The organism is Nonomuraea sp. NPDC049269 (assembly GCF_043197155.1).
GTDB lineage: Bacteria > Actinomycetota > Actinomycetes > Streptosporangiales > Streptosporangiaceae > Nonomuraea.
The window spans coordinates 1583502-1608199 of record NZ_JBICSO010000001.1 but is presented as its reverse complement, the minus strand read 5'-3'; the positions used below and the strand labels follow the sequence as shown (position 1 = coordinate 1608199).

Below are 24698 nucleotides of genomic sequence, written 5' to 3'. Positions count from 1 at the left end.
ATGGACATCGAGACCCTGCTCCGCGGCCACCCCGACTGGCTCGGCCACCTCGAGTCCGGGGGCGGCATCGCGATCGCCTTCCCCGAAGACCTCGCGGACGAGCTGGTCAGGCTCGCCGTGCCGCACGAGGACATCGGCGCCGTCCTGGCCACGCTGCCGGAGCCGGGCGGCCCGCTGTGGTGGCTGGCGGAGCGGTGCGTCCGCTCGCTGGTGTCGGCGATGGGCAGCCTCGACGTGTCGCCCCCGCCCTTTCCCGAGGTGCCCGAGCTGGGCCCGTACTTCTTCGTGCATGTGTTCGTCGCCGCCCTGCCGTACACGAGGGAGTATCACCGCGAACGCGGCGTCCCCGCGGAGGTCTCCCGGGCCACCCTCGCCGACCTGGGCCGGAACCTGGCCGTGCACCGCAAGCGGCACGGCACCGGCGGCCTGAACGTGCCCAAGTGGTTCATGCGGCACGCCCGCGGCCTCCTGTACGAGCTGGGCCGGCTGCAGTTCGAACGCACCAGGATGGGTGGCAGGACCAGTGAGGGCGTCCGGGTGGCCGGGCCGGGGGACCTGGCGCTGGGCGTGCACATTCCCGACTTCAAGGGCTCCATCACGCCCGCGGCCTGCGACGCGTCGTTCGAGCAGGCCAGGGAGTTCTTCCCGCGCTGCTTCCCGGAGGAGCGGTTCCCGGTCGCGACGTGCCACTCGTGGCTGCTCGACGAGCAGCTCGCCGGATACCTGCCCGCGGACTCCAACATCGTCGCCTTCCAGCGCCGCTTCCACCTGCTGCACCGCACCGACTCCCGTGACGTGCTCGACTTCGTCTTCGGGTCCGAGGCCGCCGCCACCGAACTGCCCCGCCGCACGCGGCTGGAGCGGGCCATCGCCGACCACCTCGCCACGGGCGGCAACTGGTACGTCCGGGCGGGCTGGCTCCCGCTCTGACCAGAGCGATGCGCGCATTCTGGCCGCATGTGTTAAATTTTGGCCATGCGGTCAGAAATTGAGTCGGGCGGCCAGAAGGCGCGCTCGTTCATCGAGGAGGCGCGGCGGGCCCAGATCGTCGCGTCCGCGATCGAGGTGATCGCCGAGTCGGGGTTCGCCGCGGCGTCGCTGGCCCAGATCGCCAAGCACGCCGGCATCAGCAAGGGCGTCATCTCCTATCACTTCGCCGGCAAGGACGAGCTGATGGAGGAGGTGGTCAACCAGGTCTACACCGGGATCGGTGAGCACGTGCTGGCCGAGATGAAGGGTGAGGAATCGGCCACGGGCCTGCTCAGGACGTACATCCTGTCGATCGCCGAGCACATGAGGGCGCATCGGACGCAGCTCAGGGCGCTCGGCCAGATCTTCTACAACCTGCGCACCGCCGACGGCCAGCCGCGTTACGGCATCAAGGCCAACGAGGAGACCTACGCGGCGCTGGAGCGGATCTACCTCGCCGGGCAGGGCAGCGGGGAGTTCCGGCAGTTCGACGTGCGGGTGATGGCCGTCACGATGTCGTCGGCCATCGACAGCATGTTCGGCTACTGGGTGACCTACCCCGACCACGACCTGGACGCGCACGCCAGAGAGCTGGCCGACCTATTCGAGAGGGCTGTTCATTGAAGACCGAGCTGAGGACGACCACCCGGCTCTTCGCCATCGACAACCTGCGCATCGTGCTGACCGCTCTGGTGGTCATCCATCATGTCGCGGTCACGTACGGAAATATCCCGCTCTGGTACTACACCGAGCCCGCCAAGGACCCGTCGGGGGTCATGCTGGACATCCTCGTGGTGTTCAACCAGGCGTTCTTCATGGGCTTCTTCTTCCTGATCTCCGGCTTCTTCACACCCGGCTCCTACGACCGCAAGGGCGGGCGGGCGTTCCTGCGGGACCGCCTGGTCCGGCTGGGCATTCCGCTGCTGGTGTTCCTGCTGCTGCTGCGGCCGTTGGTGACGTTCGGCTCCTACAAGTCCGAATACGCCTCGGTGCCGTACTGGCAGTACTACCTCGGGTCGTGGGACCCGGGACCGATGTGGTTCGTCGAGGTGCTGATCGTGTTCGCCGCGCTCTACGCGCTGTGGCGGCGCTTCCGCGCACCGGCGGAGGCAGAGGTCGGAGCGCGGGCCTCGGGGCTGCGGCTGCGCTGGATCGTGCTGTTCACCGTCGGCCTGGCGGTGGCGACCACCCTGTGGCGGATCCCGGTGCCCGTCGGCTCCTACGTGCCGGTGCTCGGGCTGCCCACGCCGTACTACCTGCCGCAGTACGCGGCCATGTTCGTGGTCGGCCTCATCGCCTTCAGGCGCGGCTGGTTCCTGGCCCTGCCCGCCAAGGCCGGAGTGCTCGGGCTGGTCAGCGCGGGCCTGGTGACCGTCGTACTGCTGCCGCTCGGGCAGCTCACCACGGGTCTGCTGTCGACCGCCGTGACCGCCACCTGGGAGTCGGCCTTCGCCGTCAGCCTGATCATCGGGCTCACCGTGATCTTCAGGGAGCGGTTCAACCACCAGGGGCCGCGCGGCAAGTGGCTGTCGGCCCAGGCGTTCACCGTGTACATCATCCACCCGCTGGTCCTGGTGCCGATCGCCTACGCGCTGGCCGGGCTGCAGGCGATCGCGGTCGTCAAGTTCGCCGTGGCGGCGGTCATCGCGGTGCCGGTCTGCTGGGGGCTGGCCTACCTGGTGCGGTCGCTGCCGGGCGCCAAACGGGTGCTGTGACAGGTCTACGCGGGGCCGTCGTAGAACGAGTCGAGCGTGTCGCCATAGCGTTCCTCGACGGCCTTGCGCTTGACCTTCAGGCTCGGCGTGAGCTCGCCCGTCTCCACCGTGAAGTCCACGGCCAGGATGGCGAACTTCTTGACCGTCGCGTAGCTGGCCTGGTCGGCGTTGACCTGCTTGACCGCGCTCTCGACCTCGGCGCGCATGCGCGGATGCTCGCGCAGCTGCTCCGGGTCGGTGGGCAGCCCTTCGGCCTGGGCCCACGGCTTGACGACCTCCATGTCGAGCGTCACCAGCGCCGTGACGTAGTTGCGCCGGTCGCCGTGGATGAAGACGTGCGACAGGTACGGGCAGGCGGCCTTGATCCGGCCCTCCAGGTAGGTGGGGGCCACGTACTTGCCGCCTGAGGTCTTGATCAGCTCCTTCTTGCGGTCGGTGATCATCAGCCGCCCGGCCTCGTCGAGCTCGCCGATGTCGCCGGTGTGCAGCCAGCCGTCGGACAGCGTGGCGGCCGTCTCCTCCGGCAGGCCGTGGTAGCCACGCATGACACCGCGCCCGCCGATCAGGATCTCCCCGTCGTCGGCGATCCGCACCCGGGTGCCGGGCAGCGGCGGCCCGACCGTGCCGAACCGCACCGAGTCCGGCCGGTTCAGGAAGCTGCCCGCCGACGACTCGGTGAGTCCGTAACCTTCGAGGATCGTCAGGCCCGCCCCGTCGAAGAACTCGCCGATGTCCTGGTTGAGTGGCGCCGAGCCGGAGATGAAGTAGCGGATCCGGCCGCCGAACCTCGCCCGCAGCTTGGCGAACACCAGCCGGTCCGCCAGCCCGTACTCCAGCCGGGTGGTGAGCGGGATCGCCGCCCCCCGCTGGCGGGCCTTGCTGACCCGGATGCCCGTCTCCCGGGCCCAGGCGAAGATGCGCGCCTTGACGCCGCCCTCGCGCTGCACGGTGGACACCACGGTGTTGTGGATCTTCTCGAAGATGCGCGGCGCGGCGGCCATGATGGTCGGCCTGAGCGTGCCGAGGTTCTCGGCGATGCGGTCGAGCCGGCCGTCGATCGCGGTGGCCACGCCGAGGTCGATCATCACGACCTGCAGCAGCTTGCCGAACGAGTGGGACAGCGGCAGCCAGAGGAAGTGCAGGTCGGCCTCGGAGATCAGGTCGATCTTGCGGACCGCGTCGGCGGCGTACAGCCAGTTGTCGTGGGTCAGCTCCACGCCCTTGGGGCGGCCGGTCGTACCGGAGGTGTAGATGAGCGTCGCCAGATCGTGCTCGCCGATGGCGTCGACCATCGCGTCATAGTCGCTCTGTGTGTCCTGGGTGGTCAGTGAGTCCAGCGTGACCACCCAGCCGTCGTCGGCGGGCTCGCCGTCGATGACGACCACGTGGGTGACGTCGGGCAGCTCCTTCTGTACGGACCTGAGCTTGGCCACCTGGTCGTCGTTCTCGGCGACGACGATCGTGCTGCCGGAGTCGGTGATGACGAAGGCCGACTCGGCGGCGGTGTTGGACGGGTAGATCGTGGTGGTCGCGGCTCCCGTGGACAGCACCGCGAGGTCGGTGAGCACCCATTCGAGCCGGGTGGAGCAGAGGATCGACACGCGGGTGCCCGGACCGGCGCCCAGGGCGGCCAGGCCGAGCGCGAGCCCGCGTACGCGTTCGCCGACGTCCCGCCAGGTCAGCGAGGTCCAGCCAGCCTCCGACGGCACCCGATAGGCCTCCGCGTCGGGAGTGGCCGCGACCCGGTCGCGTAGCAGGGCGGGGATGCTGGACATGCCTGACCTCCTGGTGGGGGTGATGCTGCCGACTCTAGATCCCGCGCCCCACGCCAGTCGATGCCCTTCAGCCCCGCCGTACGTCCCCACGCGGCCGGGTGATGGCGACCATGTGCGCGGTCCGCACCTCCCACGCTCCGCAGGCGCAGCGCAGGTAGGACACGACACCCTCGGAAGTGGAGTGGGAGGAGACGACGGCGAGAGCCAGCGGATCGTGAACATGGCTGGAAGGCATGACTCCAGCCTGATGTAATGGTCTTATGCATTTCAATGCTTACGGAGGCAACGGCGCCGCCCTGGCGGCCGCTCTGGTCAACGGCACCGACTTCCGGCCGGAGGCGATCGAGCCGATGCTCACGGAGCACGGCATGCTCCGCCCGCAGGTCACGGCCGGTCAGGCGCGCGAGCTGGCGGAGTGGCGGCACCGGCTGGCCCCCCTCTTCGGCGAGCGGGACCAGGACACCCAGATCAAGCTGATCAACGACCTGCTCGACATCACCGCCTCCAAGCCGTACGTGAGCGCGCACGACGGCCGCGAGCCGCACCTGCACTTCTTCTCCGTCGACGCCGACATCGTCAGCAGGACGAAGGACACCACCGCGGGCGGGCTGGCCATGGCCATCTCGTTCTCCGACGGGCGCCGGCTCGGCCGGTGCGACAGGGCCGGGTGCGACACGGTCTACGTCGACACCTCGCGCAACGGGCGCCGCCGGTTCTGCTCGCTGGCCTGCTCCAACAGGGTGAACGTGGCGGCCCATCGGGCCAGGGGTCTTGCCGGGTAGGTTCGGGGAGGGTACTCTCCTCTGCGACGTATCGCCGAGCCCTGGGGGCAGTTGACGTGAGGATCTGAGGTCGCGGGCACCGCACCTGGCCGATTCCTTCGGCGTACGATCCTTTGGCGTATTCAGCGGTGTTTTCCCGCCAAGTCACGAAATTTCGATCTTTGTGACGGGAGCCACCTCATGTCTTTTTCCATTGTCGTCGACGGCGTGTCCTTCGCCTGGGCCGACGGCACCCCTGTGCTCGACGGCCTCGACGCCGCCTTCCCGGCCGGGCGTACCGGCCTGATCGGGGCCAACGGCTCCGGCAAGTCCACCCTGCTCAGGATCATCGCCGGCGAGCTGGTCCCGCGTACCGGGTCGGTCTCCGTCGTGGGGGAGGTGGGCCACCTGCCGCAGAACCTCTCCCTGAAGGCCACCCGTACCGTGTCCGACCTGCTCGGCATCAGCGCGGCCCGGTCGGCGCTGCACGCCATCGAGGCCGGTGACGTCGCCGAGGAGCACTTCGCGGCCGTCGGCGACGACTGGGACGTGGAGGAACGCGCCCGGGCCGAACTGGACCGGCTCGGCCTCGACCACGTCGGGCTCGACCGTACCGTCGCCACGCTGTCGGGCGGCGAGACCGTCATGGTCGCGCTGGCCGCCCAGTTCCTCAAGCGGCCCGACGTCCTGCTGCTCGACGAGCCCACCAACAACCTCGACCTCGACGCGCGGCGGCGGCTCTACGCCGCGGTCGCCGCCTGGCCCGGCGTGATGCTGATCGTCAGCCACGACAGGGCGCTGCTCGAACTCGTCGACCAGATCGCCGACCTGCGCGAGGGTACGGTCCGCCGCTACGGCGGCAACCTGAGCGACTACGAGGAGATGCTCGCCGCCGAACAGGAGGCCGCCGAACGCGGCGTCCGGGTCGCCGAGGCCGACGTCAAGCGGCAGCGACGCGACCTCGTCGAGGCCCGCACCAAGCTCGACCGCCGCCAGCGGTACGGCAAGAAGATGTACGCGAACAAGCGCGAACCGAAGATCATCATGCAGGCGCGCAAACGTCAGGCCCAGGTGTCGGCCGGCAAGCACCGCAACATGCACATCGAGAAACTGGAGGAGGCCCGTGACCGGCTGACCGAGGCCGAGCAGGCCGTCCGCGACGACGCGGAGATCCGCATCGAACTGCCGGGCACCGCGGTGCCCGCCGGGCGCGTGGTCCTGGAACTCCCGCTGCGTGACACCTTCCGGACCAGCACCGATCCGGCAGGCGCTGGTCCGGAAGGTGCCGGCGGCGGGCCGGGCCGGGCGCTGGAGGAGTTGGTCGTCCGTGGCCCCGAGCGGATCGCGCTGCTCGGCCCGAACGGGTCCGGCAAGACCACCCTGCTGCGCCGGATCGCCGAGCACGGTGCGAACGTCCCGGTCCGCTACCTGGCACAGCGGCTCGACCTGCTCGACGACTCACTCAGCGTGCTCGACAACGTCCGCGCCTTGGCGCCGGCCGCCCCGGTGCCCGAGGTGCGCGGTCGTCTGGCGCGGTTCCTGTTCAGGGGCGACCGGGTTTCGCGGCCGGCGGGCACGCTGTCGGGTGGGGAGCGGTTCCGCGCGACCCTGGCGGCGCTGCTGTCGGCGGAGCCCCCGCCGCAGTTGCTCCTGCTCGACGAGCCGACCAACAACCTCGACCTGCCCAGCGTCCGCCAGCTCGCTCAGGCACTCGCCGCCTACCGGGGCGCGCTGATCGTGGCCAGCCATGATCTGCCATTCCTGGAAATGCTTGGTTTGACCAGGTGGCTGCGCCAGGACCGCGACGAGGGACTGACTGAATCGTGATTGACGGGCGGGGATCAATCCGGCGATAGTGTGGCAGGTGGCTGCCCCTCGCTTGATCTCTTCCGCGCTCGCGCTCGCGACCCTCACGCTGGCCGCGTGCTCCGCCACGCCGCAGCGGCCGAGTGGCGGCGAGGCCAGCGTGAGCGGTGTCGGCGGCGGCACCGGCTCGATCACCGCGAACTCCGGCCCCGCCACCCCCCAGAGCACCGGCCCCACCGCGCTGACCGCCGAGGCGTACAAGAGCGAGCTGGGCACCAAGCACAAGGCCATGCTCGACGCGATCAACGCCATGGCCGGCGCACGCACCTACAAGACGCTCGACCAGCGTGTGCAGCGCGCCCAAGAGCAGCTGCTGGGGGCCGCCAACGAGCTGGCCGCCATGACGCCGCCCCAGGAGGTGCGCGCCCAGCACGACGCGTACGTGAGCAGCCTGCGCGAGTTCGCCACCCAGCTCGGCACCACCGCGGGCAAGGTCGGCAGCCGCAACCTGTGCACCTCGTCGGCCGTGCTGACCGACCTGGGCAGCCGGCTCAACGCCCTCGACAAGGCGGGCGAGGCGCTCCAGGGCGCCGGCGGCTATCCGGCCGACGTCGTCACCGTCAAGGCCAAGGGCAAGCAGACGAGGCGGCTCGGCAACGGCCACTACCTGCGCAAGGGCAGCATGACGGGCCGCAGTTCGCTGCAGATCGACAATGGCGGCACCCGCGACGCCGTCGTCTCCGTCATGAAGGGCAAGTCCAGGGCGTTCAGCGTGTACGTGCGCAAGAAGTCGAAGTTCAAGGTCAGGGGCGTACGCGACGGGACGTACAAGATCTTCTTCACGCACGGCGTGGACTGGGACGGCAAGAGCAAGTCGTTCACCCGTGAGTGCAGTTTCGAGCGGTTCCAGAAGTCGGTGAAGTTCAAGACCACGTTCACCTCGACGCAGATCCTCTGGCACGACTGGCGGGTCACGCTGCACGCCATCTCCGGCGGCAACGCCCGCACCTCCGACGTGGATCCGGAGCAGTTCCCCAGCTGAACAGGCCGGGGCCGCGCACCTGGAGTGCGCGGCCCGCCGTTTAAGGCGCTCGAACCGGATCAGGTCGAGAACAGCATGCCCACCCAGCTGCGCTGGCCGCGGTGGTGGCCGTAGTGGCCTCCGTGAGGAGCGCCGTGGGGTGCGCCCCACGCCGGGCCGGGCGCGGGCGGGGGAGCGGCGTGGTACTGCGACTCCATCCGGGTCAGCGTCTCGAGCTCGCCGTAGTCGAGGAAGATCCCACGGCAGTTGTCGCACTGCTCGATGTGGACGCCATTACGCTCATATGTCCGCATATTGCCGCGGCACTTCGGGCACTGCATGTCGCGCTCTCCTCGGCTTTGGAGTTTAGGGAAGAACCTACCGCGCGTGACCCCGTCACGCTCGGACGATTCTGTTGCACGACTCGACCAACGAATGCTCCACCTCGTCCAGTTCCCGACCCTCCCGCTCGGCGTTGAGCACCGCTACGGCGGCCAGTTGGACGGTCAGCGCCCGCGCCGGAAGGTCCAGCCACTGCCACGGGTCGTCGCCCCGGCCGAGCGCGGGCCCGCCGGAGGCGAGATAGGCGCCGAGGAACCGGTCCCAGATGACCGGGTCGAGCAGCCCCGCGGCGTACCAGGCGGCCGGTCTGGCCAGGTCCCAAGCGGGGTCGCCGACGCCGAGGTCATCGACGTCGATGAGTAACCAGCGGTCGCGGCAGACGAGCTGACCCAGGTGCCAGTCGCCGTGGGTGAGCAGCCCCGGCCCCGGCTCGGGCTCGGGTAGCTCACTGAACGCTCGCCGTATGAGCTGCTCGACGGGACCGTCGCCGGGCATCCGCCGCACCGCCCGGGCGGCCCGCGCCGGCCCTCCCGCCGCGGGCAACGCCGGTAAGAACGTCAGGGGTACGGCGTGCAGCCGGGCGAGCAGCCTGGCGCCCTCTTCCCAGGGCGCGGCGTCGGGGTCGTCCTGGGATACCGGGCGGCCCGCGGGCCACACTGTGACGGCGCGGCCCGCCACCGTCAGCACCTCGGGGTCCAGCGGCGCCAGCATCAGGCCGCTCAACGCCGCCGACGCGGCCGCGCGCAGCCTCGGTCGCAGCGACTCCACCTGGTCGCGCACAGAGTGCGCCTTCACCACCACCTCGCCCCGGCGCAGGACCACCACGTCCGTACGCGTCGGGTGACGCACGAGGTCGCCCCTGCCGCCATAAGCGCCGGCGATCCCCGCCAGCTCTTCCTCCAGAGCCACTGGTACAGACTAGATGGCATGAGGATAGGTTTCGCCGTGCCGCAGTCCGGGCCGTGGGCCACGCCGGGCAACATGCGCCGTGTCGCCGCCCGCGCCGAGGAACTGGGATACCACGAGCTCTGGACCTTCCAGCGGGTGCTCTATCCGGTGGGGCACCCGATGGGTCCGACATATCGCAGCGTGCACGACCCACTCGTCACGCTCGCCTACCTGGCGGGGGTGACGAACACGATCAGGCTGGGCGTGGCGATCATCAACGCCTTCGTCCAGCCGGTGCTGCTGGCCAAGCAGCTCGCGACCCTCCAGAACGTCTCCATGGGCCGGCTGACGGCCGGGCTCGGGCTGGGGTGGCTGCCGGAGGAGTTCGAGGCGGCGGGAGTCGGCTTCGAACACCGGGGGCGCAGGGGCGAGGAGTTCGTCCAGGTCCTGCGCAAAGCGTGGAGGGACGGGGTGGTCGAGCACCACGGGGAGTTCTACCAGGTGCCGCGCTCCCACATCGACCCCAAGCCGTCGCCGGTGCCGCCCATCCTGCTCGGCGGCACCGCCGACGTGGCACTGCGCCGAGCCGGGCGGCTCGCGGACGGCTGGATCAGTTCGAGCCGGGAGGACCTGTCGGCGGTCGCCGGGCGGATCGAGCTGATCAAGTCGGCGGCCGTGGAGGCGGGTCGCCGCGACGCCGACGGGTTCCGCTTCGTCTGCCGGGGGGTGACCCGGGTACGCCCTGGCGGGGCTGAGGAGCGGCAGCCGCTGACCGGGACCTTCGAGCAGATCCGGGCGGATGTGGGGGAGCTGGCGGCGAAGGGCGTGACAGATGTCTTCCACGACCTGAACTTCGACCCGGAGATCGTCACGTCCGACGCCAAGGAGGCGATGCGCCGCGCGGAGGAGGCGCTGGAGGCTCTGGCCCCCTCCGCCTAGGAACCGCCACCGCCTGCCCGGCATCCATCGGTCGCTTTCGTCGACGATTCGCGTGATCCTACGGTCGCGATTATGTGGCACGTTCCATTCTGATCGCTCGGCATGCGATTGCGCCGAGGACGTGTGTGTGGACTCTTCGCAGGGAAGAAATCATGCTTGCTCAACCCTCCAGGACGCTCCGGCGCACCTCATTTCGCGCCCTCATGCCCATGCCTCTGAAATCCCGCTCAACGATCCTTGACACGTGATCATTCTGGCATTCATACTCCGTTCAAAGCGCTTCGATCAGCCCCCTTTTGTGTTCACGCACGGCAACTCCAGAACGCAAGGAGTGACGTCTCGAAAATGCATCCGGGAACGTTAGGACGTAACGCGCGGCGAGGATTTTTCCTGGTCCTCGCCGTCATGCTGGTGGGGACGGTGGGTATCTCGCCGGCATTCGCCCACTGGAACGGCACCGGCCAGGACATCGCCAGTATTCACATCTACCCCTACAGCTATAACGGCACCTGGCAGACGCCGATGAACAAGGCGCTGGCCAACTGGAACGCGACCTCGAGCCCGGCCAATTTCTACAAGAACTCGAATTCCGGCTCGACGATCACGGTGAAGTCCTACAGCAACACCTATTATGGGCACTATCAGCGGTGCGGCGGGATGTGCATGTACATCCGGCTGAACTCCCGGACGATCAACAGGGACGCGTCGAATTTCTCGAACTTCGTCACGAGCACGTTGGTTCACGAGCTCGGGCACGCGTTGAACCTCGCGCACAACTCGGGCACCTCGATCATGAATTCGAGCAGGAACCGCAACTCGATGACCAAGCCCCAGTCGCACGATGTCGCCGACGTCAACGCCTACTACTAAAGGAGGCCGACCAGTGCTACGGCGTCTTGGCGCGATTGTCTTCGCCGCGGTGTTCGTGACCGCATGCTCGGCGCATGAGGAACCCGTCCTCTATCGAGCCGACTATCCCCAGTACCAGAGCGCCGATGCGCTCTTCGACAAGGCGACCCTGGTCGTCGAAGCCCGCATCGTCGGGGAGCCGCGTTATCTCCAGGAACAGGCGGAAGCGCCCGATCCGGCAGAGACAGATCCGAACCTGAATCCCAACGCGGGAGCCCCTGCCGCGGTGGCCGCTGAGCCCGAGGCCCCACCGACGGTCATCACCGTCTACACCGCCCAGGTGATAAAGGTCTTCAAAGGTCAGGCTCAGGCGGGGCAGTCCATCGAGGTCAAAGAGCTCGGGGGAAACTTCGAAGGTGTGACCTACGCGGAGGAACACACCACTGCGATGAACGAGGACAGCGGCTACGTCCTGTTCCTGGAAACCTACCCTGACTCGCCCGCCGCACTGCTCAACCCCGTCCAGGCGAAGTATCCGCTGGACACCTCCAGCAACCCCGCGTCGCTGCCGGATAACCCCCTCAAGCTGACGCGTGCCGAACTGGAGACGATGTCTTAATTCGGAAGTATCCAACCCCGAAAAGCCCGCCCTGTGCGGGCTCTTCGGCATCTCCGGGTGCACTATTAAGCCATTGTGGGACCCTGCAGCTCTGGAGAGGACCGAGCATGGCCCCTCAGCGCAGTGCCACACGTCGCCGGCGCCCCACCGTGAAGACGGCGCGCAGTGTGGCGTACGTCATCGCCGCCGCGGTGCTGACGATCAGCTTGGGAGTGGCGACCAACCAGGTGCTCAACGGCGGCGATTTTGAGCCGCTGTGGTTGGTCCTGGGGCTGGTGCTGGCGGTGCTACGCCGAGCTCCAGCCGGTCCTGTGGCCGGATCTCACTGACGGCAGCGGCCGCCCGAAAGAGCTGAACGAGATCAGTCCACGGGATCTGGGGGTACACGTCAACCGGTTCGCCGCCGACGGGCAGCAGCCCTACATTCCGCGTGCCGCCGACGATCTGCTGGCAGCGGCGTTCAGCGACGACGACGGCCCGCGTCTCGTGATCGTCCACGGGCCTCGGCTCGCGGGAGCCACCGCCACACTCGCGCACGCGGTGCTCACTCACCTGCCCGGTCACTGTCGGGTGGTGGCCTACCACGACGATCCCCGCCTGCCGGTCGGCGCGATGATCGAGCACGCGGCCCGTCATCGCGCCGATCGTGGTGGTGTTGTGCTGCTCTGGCTGGACGGCCTGGTTCCGCAGCGCCTGGATGATCTGGCGGCGATTCCGCTGGACCGGTTCACGCCAGGCTTGTGGGTGGCGGTCACCCTGGCCTACGGAGGGCCTCGGGAAGAGCCGCTCTCCGGCCGGACGGCCAGATTCCTCGACGAGAACGCGGTGCGGGTCGAACTGGGGACCATCACGCCGGTCGAGCGTCGAGCCCTCGAGTCCTGTAACGCCTACGCCGCTCTGCGGCCGGTGCTGGCCGAAGGCCATGATGTGCTGATGGGCCGCCTCATGGTGGCCTGGGAAGAGCTCCGCCGTGCCCTGGCCGGTGACGGGGAACACTTCACCGACCGCATGGCGGTGCTGCACGCCGTCACCGATTGGTACCGGCTGCACCTGGACACCCAGCGCTTGCTCACCCGCGACATTCTTGACCATCTCTTCCAGACTTACCGGCGCGAGATTGCCGCTCTCCCGCCCGATGCTCCCGTACCCGTCACCGGCTACCGCTCGGCCCTGAAGTGGGCCATGACCGCCGACAGCAGCCGACCGCGGCTGATCGATCTCAAGGCTTCGGGGTCGGGCCGGTTCTATGGTCCGCACTCGCTGCTGACGGTGTTCGCCGAGGACGCGAGCGAACCGGCCCGCTGGCCCGTGCACGACGCCTTATGGGCTTATGCCGACGAGTACTTCGATGGGGATCAGCGCCGGGACATCGGTTATGCCGCTCTGCAGCAGCAGGCGTACCCGGCGGCGTTCTCCCTGCTGGATCACCCCGACACCGACATCGAGGCGGACGTGTGGGGGCGAACCGCCAGTCAGTTACAAGATGCCGGGGAATTCGATGCGGCGCGCCGCTGGTGGAGGAAGGCGATCGCCCTCCGCCATCCCGACCATTCGCCGTACGCGATGTACGAGCTCGGCCTGATGGAAAAGCGCCAAGGCAATGTCGAGCAAGCCCGGCACTGGTATGGCGAGGCGATCGCCAGCGGTCATCCCGAACACGCGCCCCGTGCCAAATGCAGTCTGGGACTGATGGAAAAGCAGCAGGGCAATCTGGACGAGGCCCGGCACTGGTTCGGTGTGGCGATCGCCACCGGTCATCCCGAACACGCGCCCTGGGCCATGATCCATCTGGGCGCGTTGCTGCACGAGAAGAACGAGATTGCTCCCGCCCGGCTCTGGTACGGGGAGACGATCGCCTCAGGCCATCCCGATCACGCGCCGAACGCGATGCACGACCTCGGACTGATGGAAAAGCAGCAGGGGCATGTGGAAGAAGCCCGGCGCTGGTATCGGGAGACCATCGCCTCCGGTCATCCGAACGAGGCGCCCGGCGCGATGCACAATCTCGGGTGGCTGGAGGAGCGGCAGGGAAACCAGGACGAGGCCCGCCGCTGGTACCGCGAGGCGATCGCCAGCGGGCACCCGGAGACGGAGCAGCTCGCGCGCAGGGCGCTGCGTGACCTCGAGAGGCGGGAAAAGGATCTACGGCGGGCCGAGCAGTACTCCCAGTACGGTTATCTCGCCTACGCCGACCCGTCGATGATGCGGCCCCCGCGCACCCCGAAACCTGAGGAACGCCCGTCCAAGCAGGACCCTTCGCCGCCCCAATAACGGGCTTGGCTCCTACCGCACAGATTTACGCCATGCCGAGCATTGATTCCGCTGTCCTCATCGCAGCGACATTCCCGGCGACATCATGGACCCGCACGACCCTCGCGCCCCGATAGACGCACATCGTGTTCGCCGCAATCGTTCCGGCCTTCAGTGCTTCGCTGCCCGGCACCACCCCGAGGCTTTCCCGGATGAAATGCTTGTTGCTGCACGCCACGAGCACCGGATATCCCATTGCCGCGATCTCTCCCAGCCGGCGGGTTATCGTGTTCGAGTGCTCGGTGGTCTTGTTCAGATCATGCCCCGGATCGATGAATATTTTCTCCGGTTTGATGCCACAGCCGACTGCGGTGTCCGCCCGTTGCCGAAGGAATTCCGCCACCTCGCCAACGACATCCGCATATTGCGGACTCGCTACCACCTCCCCTGGCCCACCGATGCTGTGCGTGATGACAACGCTCATCCCCGTTTCGGCAATAAGGCTCGCCATTCCCGGCGCACGGAGCCCGTTCGTGTCATTGATAACGTCGGCACCCGCCTTGTAAGCCGCCTCCGCGACCTCCGGCAGATGGGTGTCCACGCTGATCACGGCGTCACTCTTCTCCCGGATACCCTTGATCACGGGCACCACTCGGTCTATCTCTTCCGCCCCCGACAACGGCGGCTGATCAGAGCGGAACGCCCGGCCCCCTACATCAAGCCATTCCGCGCCATCCCGTAGTGCCCGCTCCGCCGTCCTGATCGCCTCACCGGCCTCCATCGACCGATTCGGATCCAGGCCCGAGTTTGGCGTACGATTCACAATTCCCATCACGACCACGTGCCGGGACAGGTCGAATTCTCGCCTTCCCACTCTCCGCACCGGCGCAATGAGCTTGGGATAGTACACCTGCATTACGTTCGGCTCCGTCCAAAATAAATGATCCGCTCAAAGCCATGAAAAGGCCCAGCATACGCCGCATCATGGGGATCGACATAGCCGCCACCTCATTGGGACCCGACCGGTCTGCCAGCATGAGGTGCCTTCCTGCGGCGTCGCCTGCGCGCGCGAGGTGGAGGACGCCGAACCCTCTACGAGTCACCGCGAAAAGTTCACAACCCAGCCACGAACAGTCCCCGCAACGGAGCGATCACTGCCATTTCAGCGAGCTTCGTGTCGTCCAGTACGTCTGAGGGCTCTCAGTCAGTACGGCCAGACGCTCGTCCAGTTCCGTATCCCAGTCGACGCGGATCGCGGTCAGGTTGCTGCGGAACTGATCCACCGAGGCGGCCCCGCTGAGCACCACGCCGGCCCACGGTTGGGCGAGGATGGCCGCCAAGGCCAGGGCGTCCGGCGTGAGGCCGCGTTCCCGGGCGGCATGGGCGAGCGCGGCAGGGGCGGTGTGGGAGGTCAGGCGGCCGTTCGCCACGCCCTCCTTGACGATCACCCCCATGCCGGAACGGTGCGCCCGAGCCAGGGCCGGGCCGGCGGATCGCTCCAGCAGGTTCCAGGTGGCCTGGACCGTGTCGAACAGGCCGATCTCGACCGCCCGATCAATGGTGTCCGCCTGGCGCGGACCGGTCGTGGACAGGCCGACCGAGACGCCCCCGGCGCGCAACTCACGCAACTCGGCCAAGATGTCCTCGTCGTCGAGCGCGCCGCTTTCGACGGTGGCCGAGTGGATCTGGTACAGCGAAAGATGCTCGCCCAGCAGCGCTCGGGTCTGGCCCAGCTGGTGTCGCAGCCGGTCAGCGGACAGTTCCTTCACCTCGTGCCGGTCGGCGTCCATCTGCCAGTCGCCGACGTAGGCGTACCCCCATTTCGACCCCACAGTGACGGCCCCGGGCGCGATGGCGCGCTCACGCAGCCAGCCGGCGAGGAACTCCTCGGCTCTGCCGTAGGAGCGGGCCACGTCGAAGTACCGTACGCCGGCCGCCAGCGCCGCATCCAGCACCGCCCAGGTCCGCGCCCGCATCGCGGCGACGCTGCGATCACCGCCGAGATCCTCCTCCCGGCCGAGTGTGATGTACGCCGGCCGGCCCAGCGCGGCCAGCCCGATCCCCACCGGCGTGACCGGCAACCCGAGCCTGCCCATCGGCCGCACAACCAGCTCATCGCGCATCGCGGCGCCTCTGCTTTCTCAGTCGATATCGTCCGTCCACCACATGCTTACCGGGTCCCGCGCCGTGATCGGTCACGCCTTCTTGGGCTCCGTGCCCAAGGACAAGCGCCCGTTTGTAGCTTGCGACACTGTTCGGCACCTCTGAACGACCGGCCCTATAGCGCACCGCAATCGGTTCCGGGCAGTTCCCAGTCATTCACGACGGAGATGCCTACACGCGCTGTGCCATGAGGGGGCATCAGTGGTGAGTGCCGTTCAGCGGCACATCGCGTCGATGAGATCCGGGAAATGCGGGAACTCCGCTCGTGCGGCGGTCACGATCTGACTGGGGGAACGGCGGCGGCCGGGTGCGTGTCGCTCGGCGATGGCATGGAAGGCCTCGTTCGGCTGTGCCGGGGAGTCCGGGTCCGTGAAGGCCTCGGCGGGGCCCAGACCGGCGGCGAACAGCCAGAGGAGGTCGCCGAGATCGCGGGCGATCACACCGTACTCACCCTCGGAACCGATGTACACGACGGGCTGGTCGATGATCGCCGCATCGGGCCGTACCAGCCAGAAGCCGGTGTAGTCACCCGCCCCGGTCGTGCCGAAGAAGCGGAACTCGCTGCCGTCGACCTCTTGGTTGCCGGTCCACAGGCGAAACCACCACGCTGTCCGGTCGGGCTCCTCGAACTGGTCGTACGGCTCGAAATCACAGCCGCTGGCCTCGTCGGTCTCCTCGTCCCACTCCCACTCGAAGCCGACCTCGGCCACCTCGGCCAGGGCGGTGGGCAATGCGAGGTCTTCGGATGTGTTCGCCACCTCCGAAAGATTAGACGATCGCTGGAAGCCTGGTGATTCAAGCGCGAGCCGCCGGGACGGTCGCGGTCGCCTCGGTGAAATGCCCGTCGTCGACGACGGCGAGGAAGGTCCTGACGGCACCGAGGTCCAGCTCCATGAACAACTCCTGGTTGTTTCCCTCGGCGTGTCGGTTGTTGGACACCCCGCGACAGGCTCCGATTTGATGAGCGGCGCCAAGGGACTACAAGCCACCGCGAGCGCGAAAGACGCCTCATCCGGCCCCGGAACCCCCTCATCATCCAAAAGGAGAGACATGACCGTCACCACCCCGGCGCTGGACCCTCGGACCACCGCACTGCTCGTCATGGACTACCAGCCGGCGATCCTGGCCTCGCTCCCCGAGTCGGCCGACCCTGAAGCACTGCTGTCACGGGTGGCCGGCGCCATCGCCGACATGCGAGCGCACGGCGCTGCCATCGCCTACGTACGGGTCGGCTTCACCGAAGCCGATTGGGCCGCGATCCCGCCGGCCAACAAGACCTTCTCCTTCATCGGCCGGCAACGCCTCATGCACCACGAGGATCCCGTCACCGCCTTTCACGATCAGCTCGCCCCCGAGCCCGGTGACATCACCGTCCGCAAGACCCGCTACGGCGCGCTGTCCACGACAGACCTTGACCGGCGGCTACGAGATCGCGGCATCACCACCCTGGTCATCGCCGGCATCACCACCAGCGGCGTCGTCCTGTCCACCGTCATCGACGCCGCCGACCGCGACTACCAGCTCTACATCCTGTCCGACGGCGTCACCGACCCGGACCCGCAAGCCCACCACACCCTGATGACCAGCGTTCTCCCGAGACTGGCGCACATCATCGACACCGCCGAACTGCGCTCATTCCTGCACGAGACGGCGACCAGCAGGGCATGACCGGTCAGGCAGGTTCGGGGCCGCCGAAGTACTCGTCGTCTTCCGACTTGGCCACGGCGGAGCCGGCCGCGCAGACCGCGCAGTCTTCGAGCTGGTGGAGGAGGACTCCGTACCAGCGGAGCACGCTCTGCTGGTCGATGGACACCCCCATCGGCTCGAGTCCCGCGTGGGCCAGCTCCCGGCGGTTGATCCACTGGTGGATCGGGGCGACGAGGTCGGCGCCGAGGGTGGCGAACGCGGGCGACTCGCCGTCGAGCAGCTCCAGCAACGCCAGCTTGGCCATGTGGAGGGCGATGGGCACGATATCGGTGGACAGTCCCGGCTGCGGGGCCACCGCGCGGTCGGTGTAGGAGACGCGCGCGGCGTCCTCCGCACTGCTGATCTCGTTGTCGGCGGCCTGTTCGGGAAGCGCCTGTACGAAGCATTGGTAACAGGGCGTCAGACCAGGGATGACCCGCTGCACGATGCCGCCGTACGCGCGACGGTAGACACCCCCGAGGATCAGCGGAAGCCCCTCTTGCAGGCACATCCGGTTGATCAGCAGCCGGCTCTCCCGGGTATCGGTCGCGCAGATCACCAGATCCGCCTCGACGTACCTGATCAGGTCCTTGACCTGCCGGCGGGTCTCACCGTTCAGGTGCAGGCCGCTGGTGAAGACCCGCGCGGCAGGATGGTGCTGATGTACGACGTCGCGCATCGCGTTGGCCTTCAGCCGGCCGACGTCCGCGAGCCCGCACTCGTGCCGCGAGACGTTCCCCACCTCGAGCCGGTCGTGGTCGAGGAGCAGGAAGCGGCCGACTCCGGCTTTGGCGAGTTCGCGCACGATGAAGCTGCCGCCGGAGCCCAGGCCGAGCACCGCGACGGACTTCTTCCGGAGCACGTCGGTCTCGAAGATGCCGTGCACGCGCTCGAAGGCGTCCGCGGCGGCGGGGACCACGGAGGTCCCGATCCGTTCCCCGACCGGCAGGCCCAAGCCGGACGTGCGATGCGCGCGGATGCCGTCGTCCTCGGTCCAGCACACGATCAGCGGGCCGGGCTCGTCGAGGACCCAGTCGTCCGCGGGCTGTTCCGGCAGCACCAGAACGTCGTTGCCGGCCGCTCCCTCGACGGTCGCCAGGTCACCCTGGTCGCGCAGCCGCATGCCCAGCCTCTTCGGGCCGGGCGTCGCGACTCGCGCGATGACGGCGAGCGCGCTGTCCGTGAACACCACATGGCGGGGCACGGTCGCCTGGTCAGTCATGAGCGAACGCCTTCATGTCCTCGGCGGACACGTTCGGGATCTGGTCGCCGGGCCGGTCGCCGACCGAGCGCACTTCGAACTTGCCGGTCTGCGGGTTGAGCACCATCCGCTTGCCGGACGGCGGGTTTCCCCCCGATGCCTTCATCTGTTCCATGAACGCCCGGATGTCGTTGTGTTTATCCGTGGCCATGGGGGCCTCCTGCGGTTTCGATTCTTTCACGCGTCTATGAGAAAATTCTTGATCGGCTTGCCGTCTTGCAGGTGGCATTCATACGCGACGATCCACAGCAGGCCTTTCTCGACTATCTTCAGCATCGAGTGCTCGACCGACCAGTGCTCGGGACGATAGGTGCAGATCTTCACCCACCCCGGCTGATCGGTCTTCCAGGTGTGCATATCGTGGCTGGTGCCGTAAGACTCGATCGTCCGCCACCCCATATAGCCCTGCAACGGGCTGGGATAGCTGACGTAGGTGCTCGGGCACTCGTCCGGATAGCCGGGCGGGACGGTGATCGTCACCCCGTAGCCGTTGCCCATGTTGCTCGTCCAGTAACCGCTGACATATGTGTGACCGGTCGGTTCGTAGAAGCTGAAGGACGGGAAGTACGTCCGCAGCCCATTCGAGTCTTCGACGAGTCGCATTCTCTGGTAGTAATCCCAGGCCACAGTTCCCCCCTAGAATTCAACGAAGCTTTTCCAGAAGCAGGACTCCCCAATTCAGCGGGACGCGCAGGTCGTACAGGTCCGCCCGCTGCCGCGCGCGCCATTCCACGACCTCGTGCGACTTCCCGCGCGCCACCGCGACTCTGCAGTCGGCGATGACAGCGCGTTCGCCGTCCCAGGCGGCGAACAGGAGAAGGCGCGTCGCGCGGCCGGGAATTCTCACGATCACGGCGATGCGGTCCGCATGGATCACCTTGATCTCGACGTCGTAACGGCCGGCCAGCGGCCGCACCGCGGGCTCGATGTACTGGGTGACGAAGTCGGGGAGATCAGGGATCGGCAGGAGCGCGATCCGCCCTTCCGAGGGAGGTGACGGCTTCGTGGGAGCCGCTGCCTCTCGCGGCCGCTCCTCCGGATCGTCCGGCCGTTTCTCGGAGACCGCCGAGCTGCCGGCGAGCTCCTCGGCTACCGGCTTGGCGTCCGATGCCTCAAGTGAATCGTCGGCGCGGTGGTCGTCGGCGACCTCGTCGACGTCCCCGGAGTCCGACCGTACGCCCGAGACGAAACGCCGCCACCCGGACACCGCCGACGCGGCCGATCCGGCAAGCCGGTAGGACTCCTGCGGCAGCCGCGAAGCGGGCCGCATGGCCGTGCTGAGGCCAGGTCTGTCCACGAGCCCGCCCACGAGCCTGGCGAGGGTGCCGCGCAGCGGGCTCTCCCCGGGGAGCACGTGGAAGAAGGTCTCCGCCCTGGTGAGGTTACGGGCGTCCAGATAGAAGAAGGGCGTGAGCTGGACGCGGTAGTCGCTCCCGGGCCTGCCCCGGCCATGCCGGGAATTCGCCGTGTCCTTGCTGACGAAGTTGGCGAGTATCTCGGTGTACTGCGGACGGTGATACTTCTGCGCGTACCTGCGGGTGCGCTCCCGGTCGCCACTGCTCGGTTCCATCAGACCGATCCAATGGTGGGAGTGCCACATGCCGATGCATTGGACCCCGAACCCGTCCCAGGCGACCTGCTCGAGCGCGCGGGTCACCTGCGGGTCGAGTTCCAGTGAGGTCTGTCGTTTCAGGACCTCTCCCGCCGGACGCGTCGCGAGGAAGACGGTCGGCCCGCCGCCGTGGCCGAAGAGGCCGAAGAGGCTGCCACCGGTCTCCAGCTCGTGATGGTCCAAGGTCTCGTCAGTGATCACCGCGAGTTCGGACTCATAGATGCGGACCACGAAATGCTCGCTCATCCGAGCACCTCCACGATGTCGAGCAGGGTCCGCTCCGGTGACCAGATGGATGAGTCGAGCTCGAGGTGCTCCGGTCCGGTGTCCTCCACGTAGAAGACGTCGGGCGGGGTGGCGGGGAAGCCGGCGTCGAGCACGAAGGAGACCCCCAGGGCGTTCGTCGAGACGATCAGCGCCACGCGATCTCGATCGAGCTCCAGGGTGTCCACGGTGAAGCCACGTCGCTCGAGTTCCATGACTTCCATCTCCACCCGGCAGGCGAACACGTCCTGGGCGCCGACGTCCTGGGCTCCGATGGCCTGAGCCGGTGCGTCGGCCGGCGCGGGCGCGGGACCGCCGATGGGCCCGGCTGTGTCCGGGCGCAGGCTCACCACGGCGCCGCGAAGCTGCCAGTAGGTCTCCACGCAGGTCAGTACGAACCAGGCCACGATCGCCGCGACGATCTGCTCGTCCGGGTGGTCCAGCTCGGTCATGTTGATGTACTGCCAGATGGGCAGCGCGCCCTCGCCGGACTGGCCCATGGTCGTCCGGTCGTCCCAGCCGAAGCACGCGATCCGGATCGGGAAGCCTGTCAGACCGTCGACCGTCGGGAAGAGAGAGCTCAGATACGCGAACGCGTTGAGCTGATCGCCGTCGGCTTCGAAGTAGACGACCACCGCCGGGTGCGAGGGGAACTCCAGGGCGCTGATCTCCGCCGCGCCCGTCGAGCCCTCGATCAGCCGGCTCACTCCGCCGTCGCTGACGAACGCCCCTGTGTGCAGCGCGGCATGCCGGGAGAAGTCCGGGATCTGGCGTAACGCGTCGTGGACCAGACCGGTGACCCGGCCACTCGTGCCACCGGCGAAGCTCATCGGCGAGACCAGCACCGCCGGCCGCTGATCGGTGGTCATCGAGCGCAGCCGTCCGATGGTGCCCAGTGGATAGTGCGCGTTCAGGCTTTTGTAACGTTCCAACAGGAGCTGTCGCCGGTGCTCTTCGTCCAGATAGGCCATCCGCGCGGCCTGCCGCCGTTCATCGGCGACTCGGCTCAGCCCGTCTTGGTGGTTCATTGTACGGATGACGCCGCGGGTGCGTAATTCGTCGCCGATGAGTTGCGGAATCAAGTTGACGAAGCCCTTGATCAGAGATCCGCCGATGAGACCCAGAAACCACTCCATGCCTCATGCCCCCCTGCTACCTCCACAACGGGATTCCCCGGGTCCCGCGAACAGGAGGCCATCATAAACCTCTATGACCGGAGAAATCATGCAATATAACGCCGTTGGCTACGCGCTCCAAGATTCTCTGAGTCGGAAAGGGCTTTCACATGATCTGGTCTGTTTCGTGAGGGAATGAATGACTCCTACGGGCGAATTGTCGCCGACTCGCCGCTGTGTGTTGCTGTCGCTATTATTATGAATTGCCCCGATATATGGTCTATCGCCCTCGCATGCCCCGCCAAAGGGCGCGCCAGCGGAATGATCTCCCGCTTTTCGGGATGCGTCGGCGCGATCAAGACAGTTCACCGACGGGCGCGGCAGTATGCGTTCCATCGCCGGCGCACCGCCAAACAGCCATCCCGTGTTCCCATCCGGCGTGCAGGCCACGATCGTGCGTGGCGCAGACGGGCCAGACTCTCCAGATCAACGCCATGATCGTTTCTTGGACGGCATCGGCGACTTCCCAGAGCACCCCTTGAGGGTCGCTTCCCGCGTTGGCTGGGATGCCGTTGCCGTGATAGCGACCCTGGAACTCCACCCAGGCAAGACTTCTGCTGTCCTCCTCGTGGGTGGTCAGGCGGAGCGTACCGGTGATCCCTCCGGTGCGAACGTCGCGCTCCACGACCTCCAGCGCGCGTTCCAGCGTCGTCCACAGGCGGGGTTCGAGGGCGAAGGTCGGCTCGACGGCCGGGTAGATGCGGCCCATCAACTCGTCTTCTGCCTGTTCGGCTCGCTCTTCGGAGTCCACACCGCAGTCTTGCCTACTGCATGAACTCAGGCCACCGTGCAGCCGACCTTGACCTGGTGCCTGTCCGACCAGCGCCCGGACAGCCCGTCCTGCGCCTGGGCGTAGGCGAGGAAGCCATCGGTGCTCCCGAGCTTCTGGCAGTCGATGACCCCCGTCTTCACGCTGAAGCTGCCTCCGGCGATTCCCTTGTGGCCGGCGGCCTTCGCCGTGCCCTGCCAGATGATCTGGTGGTTGGGCCGGTAGATGTACAGCTTGGTGGTGCCGTAGTTGAAATGGTCGCCCTTGATCATGATCTTTGGGAGGTCGGAGTCCGAGAGTACGGGCTTGCCGGGCTCCACGGGGTCGACGTACGAGGTGACCGTCAGCCGGGTGGTCACCCAGCGGGTGGATGCCTGAGCGTTGTCCGTGGCGGCCCGCCACTGTACGGCCGGCGTCACGCAGACCTCGTCTCCGGCGAAGGCCTTGCGCCACACGTAGCCTGCGACGCAGGTGTGCGGACCATCGTCACCGGAGATCCAGCGGCGAGTTGCGGCCGCGTTGTCGGCGGCGGCCTGGGACCGGGCGCTCGCCCTGACGCAGACGTAGTCCGTGGGTCCGGCCTGGCGCCAGACATAGCCGTCGAGGCAGTAGTCCGGGCCGGCGGCCGCGGAGGCCGTGGCGGCGGGAACGACGGTGGCCAGGCCCGCGACGGCGGCGGCCGTAAGACCGAGCAGGGTGCGCTTCATCGGGTGCTCCTAGATATGAGGGGTCCCGGTATGGACGGTTCGTCCGGACCCTGTGCATCAAGGAATAAGCGACCTCCTTTGCAGGATCATTGGTGGGCGCTCAACGATCGCTCGCAAGGCCGCTATGGTGCGCCGTACCCGAGTTGATCTAGATCGTAGGAGTGCGCGGCGATGAACGTGAGGGAGCCCGACTGGGCGTACGTGGCCAAGTCCCTGGTCAAGGTCGTGGCCGTTACCGCGGCGCTGTTACTGGTGCTCGGCGTGGCCGAGCGGGTTCTGTGGCTGTTCACCGACTTCGGCGACGAGCGGGTGGCCCAGGTGTACGGCACGGCCGCCCGCGTCGTGAACCCGGACAAGCGCCTGACGAGCGGCTACAGCGATGGCGGGGCACTGTGGGGGACGACCTACACGCTGTTGGGGGAGCCGCGCAAGGCCGGTCGCGGCGAGGGTGAGGAGGAGTACGCAATCGAGGAGAACTCGTTCGGGTCCGTCCGGGCTCCCTCCCTCGGAGGGCCGTCCGGCGGCCTGGCCCGCGCGATCGATTCCGTGGAGGAGGACGCCGACGTCGACAAAGAGCTGACGGAGGAGGCCCGGAAGACCATCGACGCACTTCCCCAAACGCTCGACGCCGTCGCGGTCGTGGAGTTCGCGGACTCGATGACCGCCGAGCGGCTCGTCGCCTTCAACCGGAGGCACAGGATCTGCGGAGGGGCGGACGTCTCCTACATCTACTCGCTGTCCTACTACGACGACTCCAGCGACCCGCCCTCGGCGAACGCGGTCGTCTGGAACCGCGACATGACCAAGGACGGCTTCTCGACAGAGGTCAGCTATCAGTGCGAGACCGAGCCCACGGCGGCGCTGGCGGAGTTCCGCCGGTGGGTCGGGCTGCTCAACGAGGGGGACGACCTCAAGGAGTTCGACCTGGACTACAAGTGGCTCACCGAGGACGCCGAGGAGGGCGTCGTGCACGGGCTCGTCGTGGACCGCTGGAAACTGGCCGACCTGCGCAAGCTCCTCGACGACCCCGAGGTGCGGACGGTTCGCCTCGCCGACGTCGCCTTCGACCTTGGCGAGGCCGGATAGCGGCATCGATCCCGACAAATCTCATGATATATGGCCGAACG

General features: G+C 67.6%; 27 protein-coding genes. 12 read left to right on the top strand and 15 right to left on the bottom strand.

The window, feature by feature from the left end; all coding sequences use genetic code 11:
- The 3 genes from ACGFNP_RS07445 to ACGFNP_RS07435 are packed head-to-tail and all read left to right on the top strand — an operon-like array spanning nucleotide 1 to nucleotide 2684.
- Nucleotides 1–930, top strand: a complete 930-nt coding sequence (locus ACGFNP_RS07445) for an acyltransferase domain-containing protein (RefSeq protein ID WP_393315891.1) — start codon at nucleotides 1–3, stop codon at nucleotides 928–930.
- A gap of 45 nt (nucleotides 931–975) precedes the next feature.
- The gene (locus ACGFNP_RS07440; RefSeq protein ID WP_358318850.1) at nucleotides 976–1593 is read left to right on the top strand and encodes a TetR/AcrR family transcriptional regulator; all 618 of its coding nucleotides are present in this window, start codon (nucleotides 976–978) and stop codon (nucleotides 1591–1593) included.
- Nucleotides 1590–2684 carry an acyltransferase gene (locus ACGFNP_RS07435; RefSeq protein WP_393315888.1) on the top strand — a complete coding sequence of 365 codons (1095 nt, stop codon included), beginning with the start codon at nucleotides 1590–1592 and terminating at the stop codon, nucleotides 2682–2684. Before ACGFNP_RS07440 ends, ACGFNP_RS07435 begins: the two co-directional genes overlap by 4 nt.
- 5 nt (nucleotides 2685–2689) lie before the next feature.
- Here the strand turns inward: ACGFNP_RS07435 and ACGFNP_RS07430 are convergent, their stop codons facing one another.
- Together ACGFNP_RS07430 and ACGFNP_RS07425 are read right to left on the bottom strand one after the other, a co-directional pair.
- A complete protein-coding gene (locus tag ACGFNP_RS07430) occupies nucleotides 2690–4459 on the bottom strand; it encodes an AMP-dependent synthetase/ligase (RefSeq protein ID WP_393315885.1) in 1770 nt (589 codons plus the stop codon).
- Between the two features lie 67 nt (nucleotides 4460–4526).
- Nucleotides 4527–4694 carry a hypothetical protein gene (locus ACGFNP_RS07425; protein ID WP_358318853.1) on the bottom strand — a complete coding sequence of 56 codons (168 nt, stop codon included), beginning with the start codon at nucleotides 4692–4694 and terminating at the stop codon, nucleotides 4527–4529.
- Nucleotides 4695–4719: 25 nt separating this feature from the next.
- On the opposite strand from ACGFNP_RS07425, the gene ACGFNP_RS07420 reads away from it, so the two are divergent.
- The 3 genes from ACGFNP_RS07420 (at nucleotide 4720) to ACGFNP_RS07410 (ending at nucleotide 8068) form a co-directional block, all read left to right on the top strand.
- A complete protein-coding gene (locus ACGFNP_RS07420; protein WP_358318854.1) occupies nucleotides 4720–5241 on the top strand; it encodes a CGNR zinc finger domain-containing protein in 522 nt (173 codons plus the stop codon).
- Nucleotides 5242–5421: 180 nt separating this feature from the next.
- Entirely contained in the window at nucleotides 5422–7047 is a 1626-nt protein-coding gene (locus ACGFNP_RS07415) for an ABC-F family ATP-binding cassette domain-containing protein (protein ID WP_393315881.1), read from the top strand.
- A gap of 37 nt (nucleotides 7048–7084) precedes the next feature.
- Nucleotides 7085–8068, top strand: a complete 984-nt coding sequence (locus ACGFNP_RS07410; protein WP_393315878.1) for a hypothetical protein — start codon at nucleotides 7085–7087, stop codon at nucleotides 8066–8068.
- Between the two features lie 59 nt (nucleotides 8069–8127).
- Here the strand turns inward: ACGFNP_RS07410 and ACGFNP_RS07405 are convergent, their stop codons facing one another.
- Complete coding sequence (locus ACGFNP_RS07405) at nucleotides 8128–8388, bottom strand: zf-TFIIB domain-containing protein (RefSeq protein WP_214641807.1); 261 nt, start codon at nucleotides 8386–8388, stop codon at nucleotides 8128–8130.
- 55 nt (nucleotides 8389–8443) lie between these two features.
- Nucleotides 8444–9298: a phosphotransferase gene (locus ACGFNP_RS07400; RefSeq protein WP_358318857.1), complete on the bottom strand. Its 855-nt coding sequence runs from the start codon at nucleotides 9296–9298 to the stop codon at nucleotides 8444–8446.
- 18 nt (nucleotides 9299–9316) lie between these two features.
- Between ACGFNP_RS07400 and ACGFNP_RS07395 the strand changes: the two genes are divergently transcribed.
- The 4 genes from ACGFNP_RS07395 (at nucleotide 9317) to ACGFNP_RS07380 (ending at nucleotide 13955) form a co-directional block, all read left to right on the top strand.
- Entirely contained in the window at nucleotides 9317–10216 is a 900-nt protein-coding gene (locus ACGFNP_RS07395) for a TIGR03619 family F420-dependent LLM class oxidoreductase (RefSeq protein ID WP_358326214.1), read from the top strand.
- Between the two features lie 345 nt (nucleotides 10217–10561).
- Nucleotides 10562–11086 (top strand): hypothetical protein, encoded by a 525-nt coding sequence (locus ACGFNP_RS07390; RefSeq protein ID WP_358326217.1) that lies wholly within the window; start codon nucleotides 10562–10564, stop codon nucleotides 11084–11086.
- A 13-nt stretch (nucleotides 11087–11099) separates the two neighbouring features.
- Nucleotides 11100–11684: a hypothetical protein gene (locus tag ACGFNP_RS07385; protein WP_358326220.1), complete on the top strand. Its 585-nt coding sequence runs from the start codon at nucleotides 11100–11102 to the stop codon at nucleotides 11682–11684.
- A gap of 573 nt (nucleotides 11685–12257) precedes the next feature.
- A complete protein-coding gene (locus tag ACGFNP_RS07380) occupies nucleotides 12258–13955 on the top strand; it encodes a tetratricopeptide repeat protein (protein ID WP_393315873.1) in 1698 nt (565 codons plus the stop codon).
- A 25-nt stretch (nucleotides 13956–13980) separates the two neighbouring features.
- On the opposite strand, the gene folP is transcribed toward ACGFNP_RS07380, so the two are convergent.
- The 4 genes from folP to ACGFNP_RS07360 all read right to left on the bottom strand — a co-directional run bounded on the left by folP (nucleotide 13981) and on the right by ACGFNP_RS07360 (nucleotide 17036).
- Nucleotides 13981–14844 (bottom strand): dihydropteroate synthase, encoded by an 864-nt coding sequence (gene folP, locus ACGFNP_RS07375; protein ID WP_393315870.1) that lies wholly within the window; start codon nucleotides 14842–14844, stop codon nucleotides 13981–13983.
- Nucleotides 14845–15085: 241 nt separating this feature from the next.
- On the bottom strand, nucleotides 15086–16057 hold the full coding sequence (locus tag ACGFNP_RS07370) for an aldo/keto reductase (protein ID WP_393315867.1): 972 nt from the start codon (nucleotides 16055–16057) through the stop codon (nucleotides 15086–15088).
- 255 nt (nucleotides 16058–16312) lie between these two features.
- On the bottom strand, nucleotides 16313–16855 hold the full coding sequence (locus tag ACGFNP_RS07365; RefSeq protein ID WP_358326232.1) for an SMI1/KNR4 family protein: 543 nt from the start codon (nucleotides 16853–16855) through the stop codon (nucleotides 16313–16315).
- 37 nt (nucleotides 16856–16892) lie between these two features.
- Nucleotides 16893–17036, bottom strand: coding sequence for a hypothetical protein (locus ACGFNP_RS07360; RefSeq protein ID WP_358326235.1), 144 nt, complete (start codon nucleotides 17034–17036; stop codon nucleotides 16893–16895).
- A 111-nt stretch (nucleotides 17037–17147) separates the two neighbouring features.
- Between ACGFNP_RS07360 and ACGFNP_RS07355 the strand changes: the two genes are divergently transcribed.
- Nucleotides 17148–17765: a cysteine hydrolase family protein gene (locus ACGFNP_RS07355; RefSeq protein ID WP_393315864.1), complete on the top strand. Its 618-nt coding sequence runs from the start codon at nucleotides 17148–17150 to the stop codon at nucleotides 17763–17765.
- Between the two features lie 4 nt (nucleotides 17766–17769).
- On the opposite strand, the gene ACGFNP_RS07350 is transcribed toward ACGFNP_RS07355, so the two are convergent.
- From ACGFNP_RS07350 to ACGFNP_RS07320, 7 genes are all read right to left on the bottom strand, one after another.
- A complete protein-coding gene (locus tag ACGFNP_RS07350; protein WP_358326242.1) occupies nucleotides 17770–19005 on the bottom strand; it encodes a ThiF family adenylyltransferase in 1236 nt (411 codons plus the stop codon).
- Complete coding sequence (locus ACGFNP_RS07345; protein ID WP_219534339.1) at nucleotides 18998–19195, bottom strand: hypothetical protein; 198 nt, start codon at nucleotides 19193–19195, stop codon at nucleotides 18998–19000. Before ACGFNP_RS07345 ends, ACGFNP_RS07350 begins: the two co-directional genes overlap by 8 nt.
- A gap of 26 nt (nucleotides 19196–19221) precedes the next feature.
- Nucleotides 19222–19647, bottom strand: a complete 426-nt coding sequence (locus tag ACGFNP_RS07340) for a hypothetical protein (RefSeq protein WP_358326244.1) — start codon at nucleotides 19645–19647, stop codon at nucleotides 19222–19224.
- Between the two features lie 40 nt (nucleotides 19648–19687).
- The gene (locus ACGFNP_RS07335; RefSeq protein ID WP_393315860.1) at nucleotides 19688–20902 is read right to left on the bottom strand and encodes a hypothetical protein; all 1215 of its coding nucleotides are present in this window, start codon (nucleotides 20900–20902) and stop codon (nucleotides 19688–19690) included.
- On the bottom strand, nucleotides 20899–21948 hold the full coding sequence (locus tag ACGFNP_RS07330; RefSeq protein WP_393315857.1) for a hypothetical protein: 1050 nt from the start codon (nucleotides 21946–21948) through the stop codon (nucleotides 20899–20901). The genes ACGFNP_RS07335 and ACGFNP_RS07330 overlap by 4 nt, the downstream gene beginning before the upstream one ends.
- A 442-nt stretch (nucleotides 21949–22390) precedes the next feature.
- The gene (locus ACGFNP_RS07325) at nucleotides 22391–22846 is read right to left on the bottom strand and encodes a hypothetical protein (protein WP_393315854.1); all 456 of its coding nucleotides are present in this window, start codon (nucleotides 22844–22846) and stop codon (nucleotides 22391–22393) included.
- Between the two features lie 26 nt (nucleotides 22847–22872).
- Nucleotides 22873–23571 (bottom strand): hypothetical protein, encoded by a 699-nt coding sequence (locus ACGFNP_RS07320; RefSeq protein ID WP_358326256.1) that lies wholly within the window; start codon nucleotides 23569–23571, stop codon nucleotides 22873–22875.
- Nucleotides 23572–23742: 171 nt separating this feature from the next.
- On the opposite strand from ACGFNP_RS07320, the gene ACGFNP_RS07315 reads away from it, so the two are divergent.
- Nucleotides 23743–24657: a hypothetical protein gene (locus tag ACGFNP_RS07315; protein ID WP_393315851.1), complete on the top strand. Its 915-nt coding sequence runs from the start codon at nucleotides 23743–23745 to the stop codon at nucleotides 24655–24657.
- Nucleotides 24658–24698 lie beyond the last annotated feature (41 nt).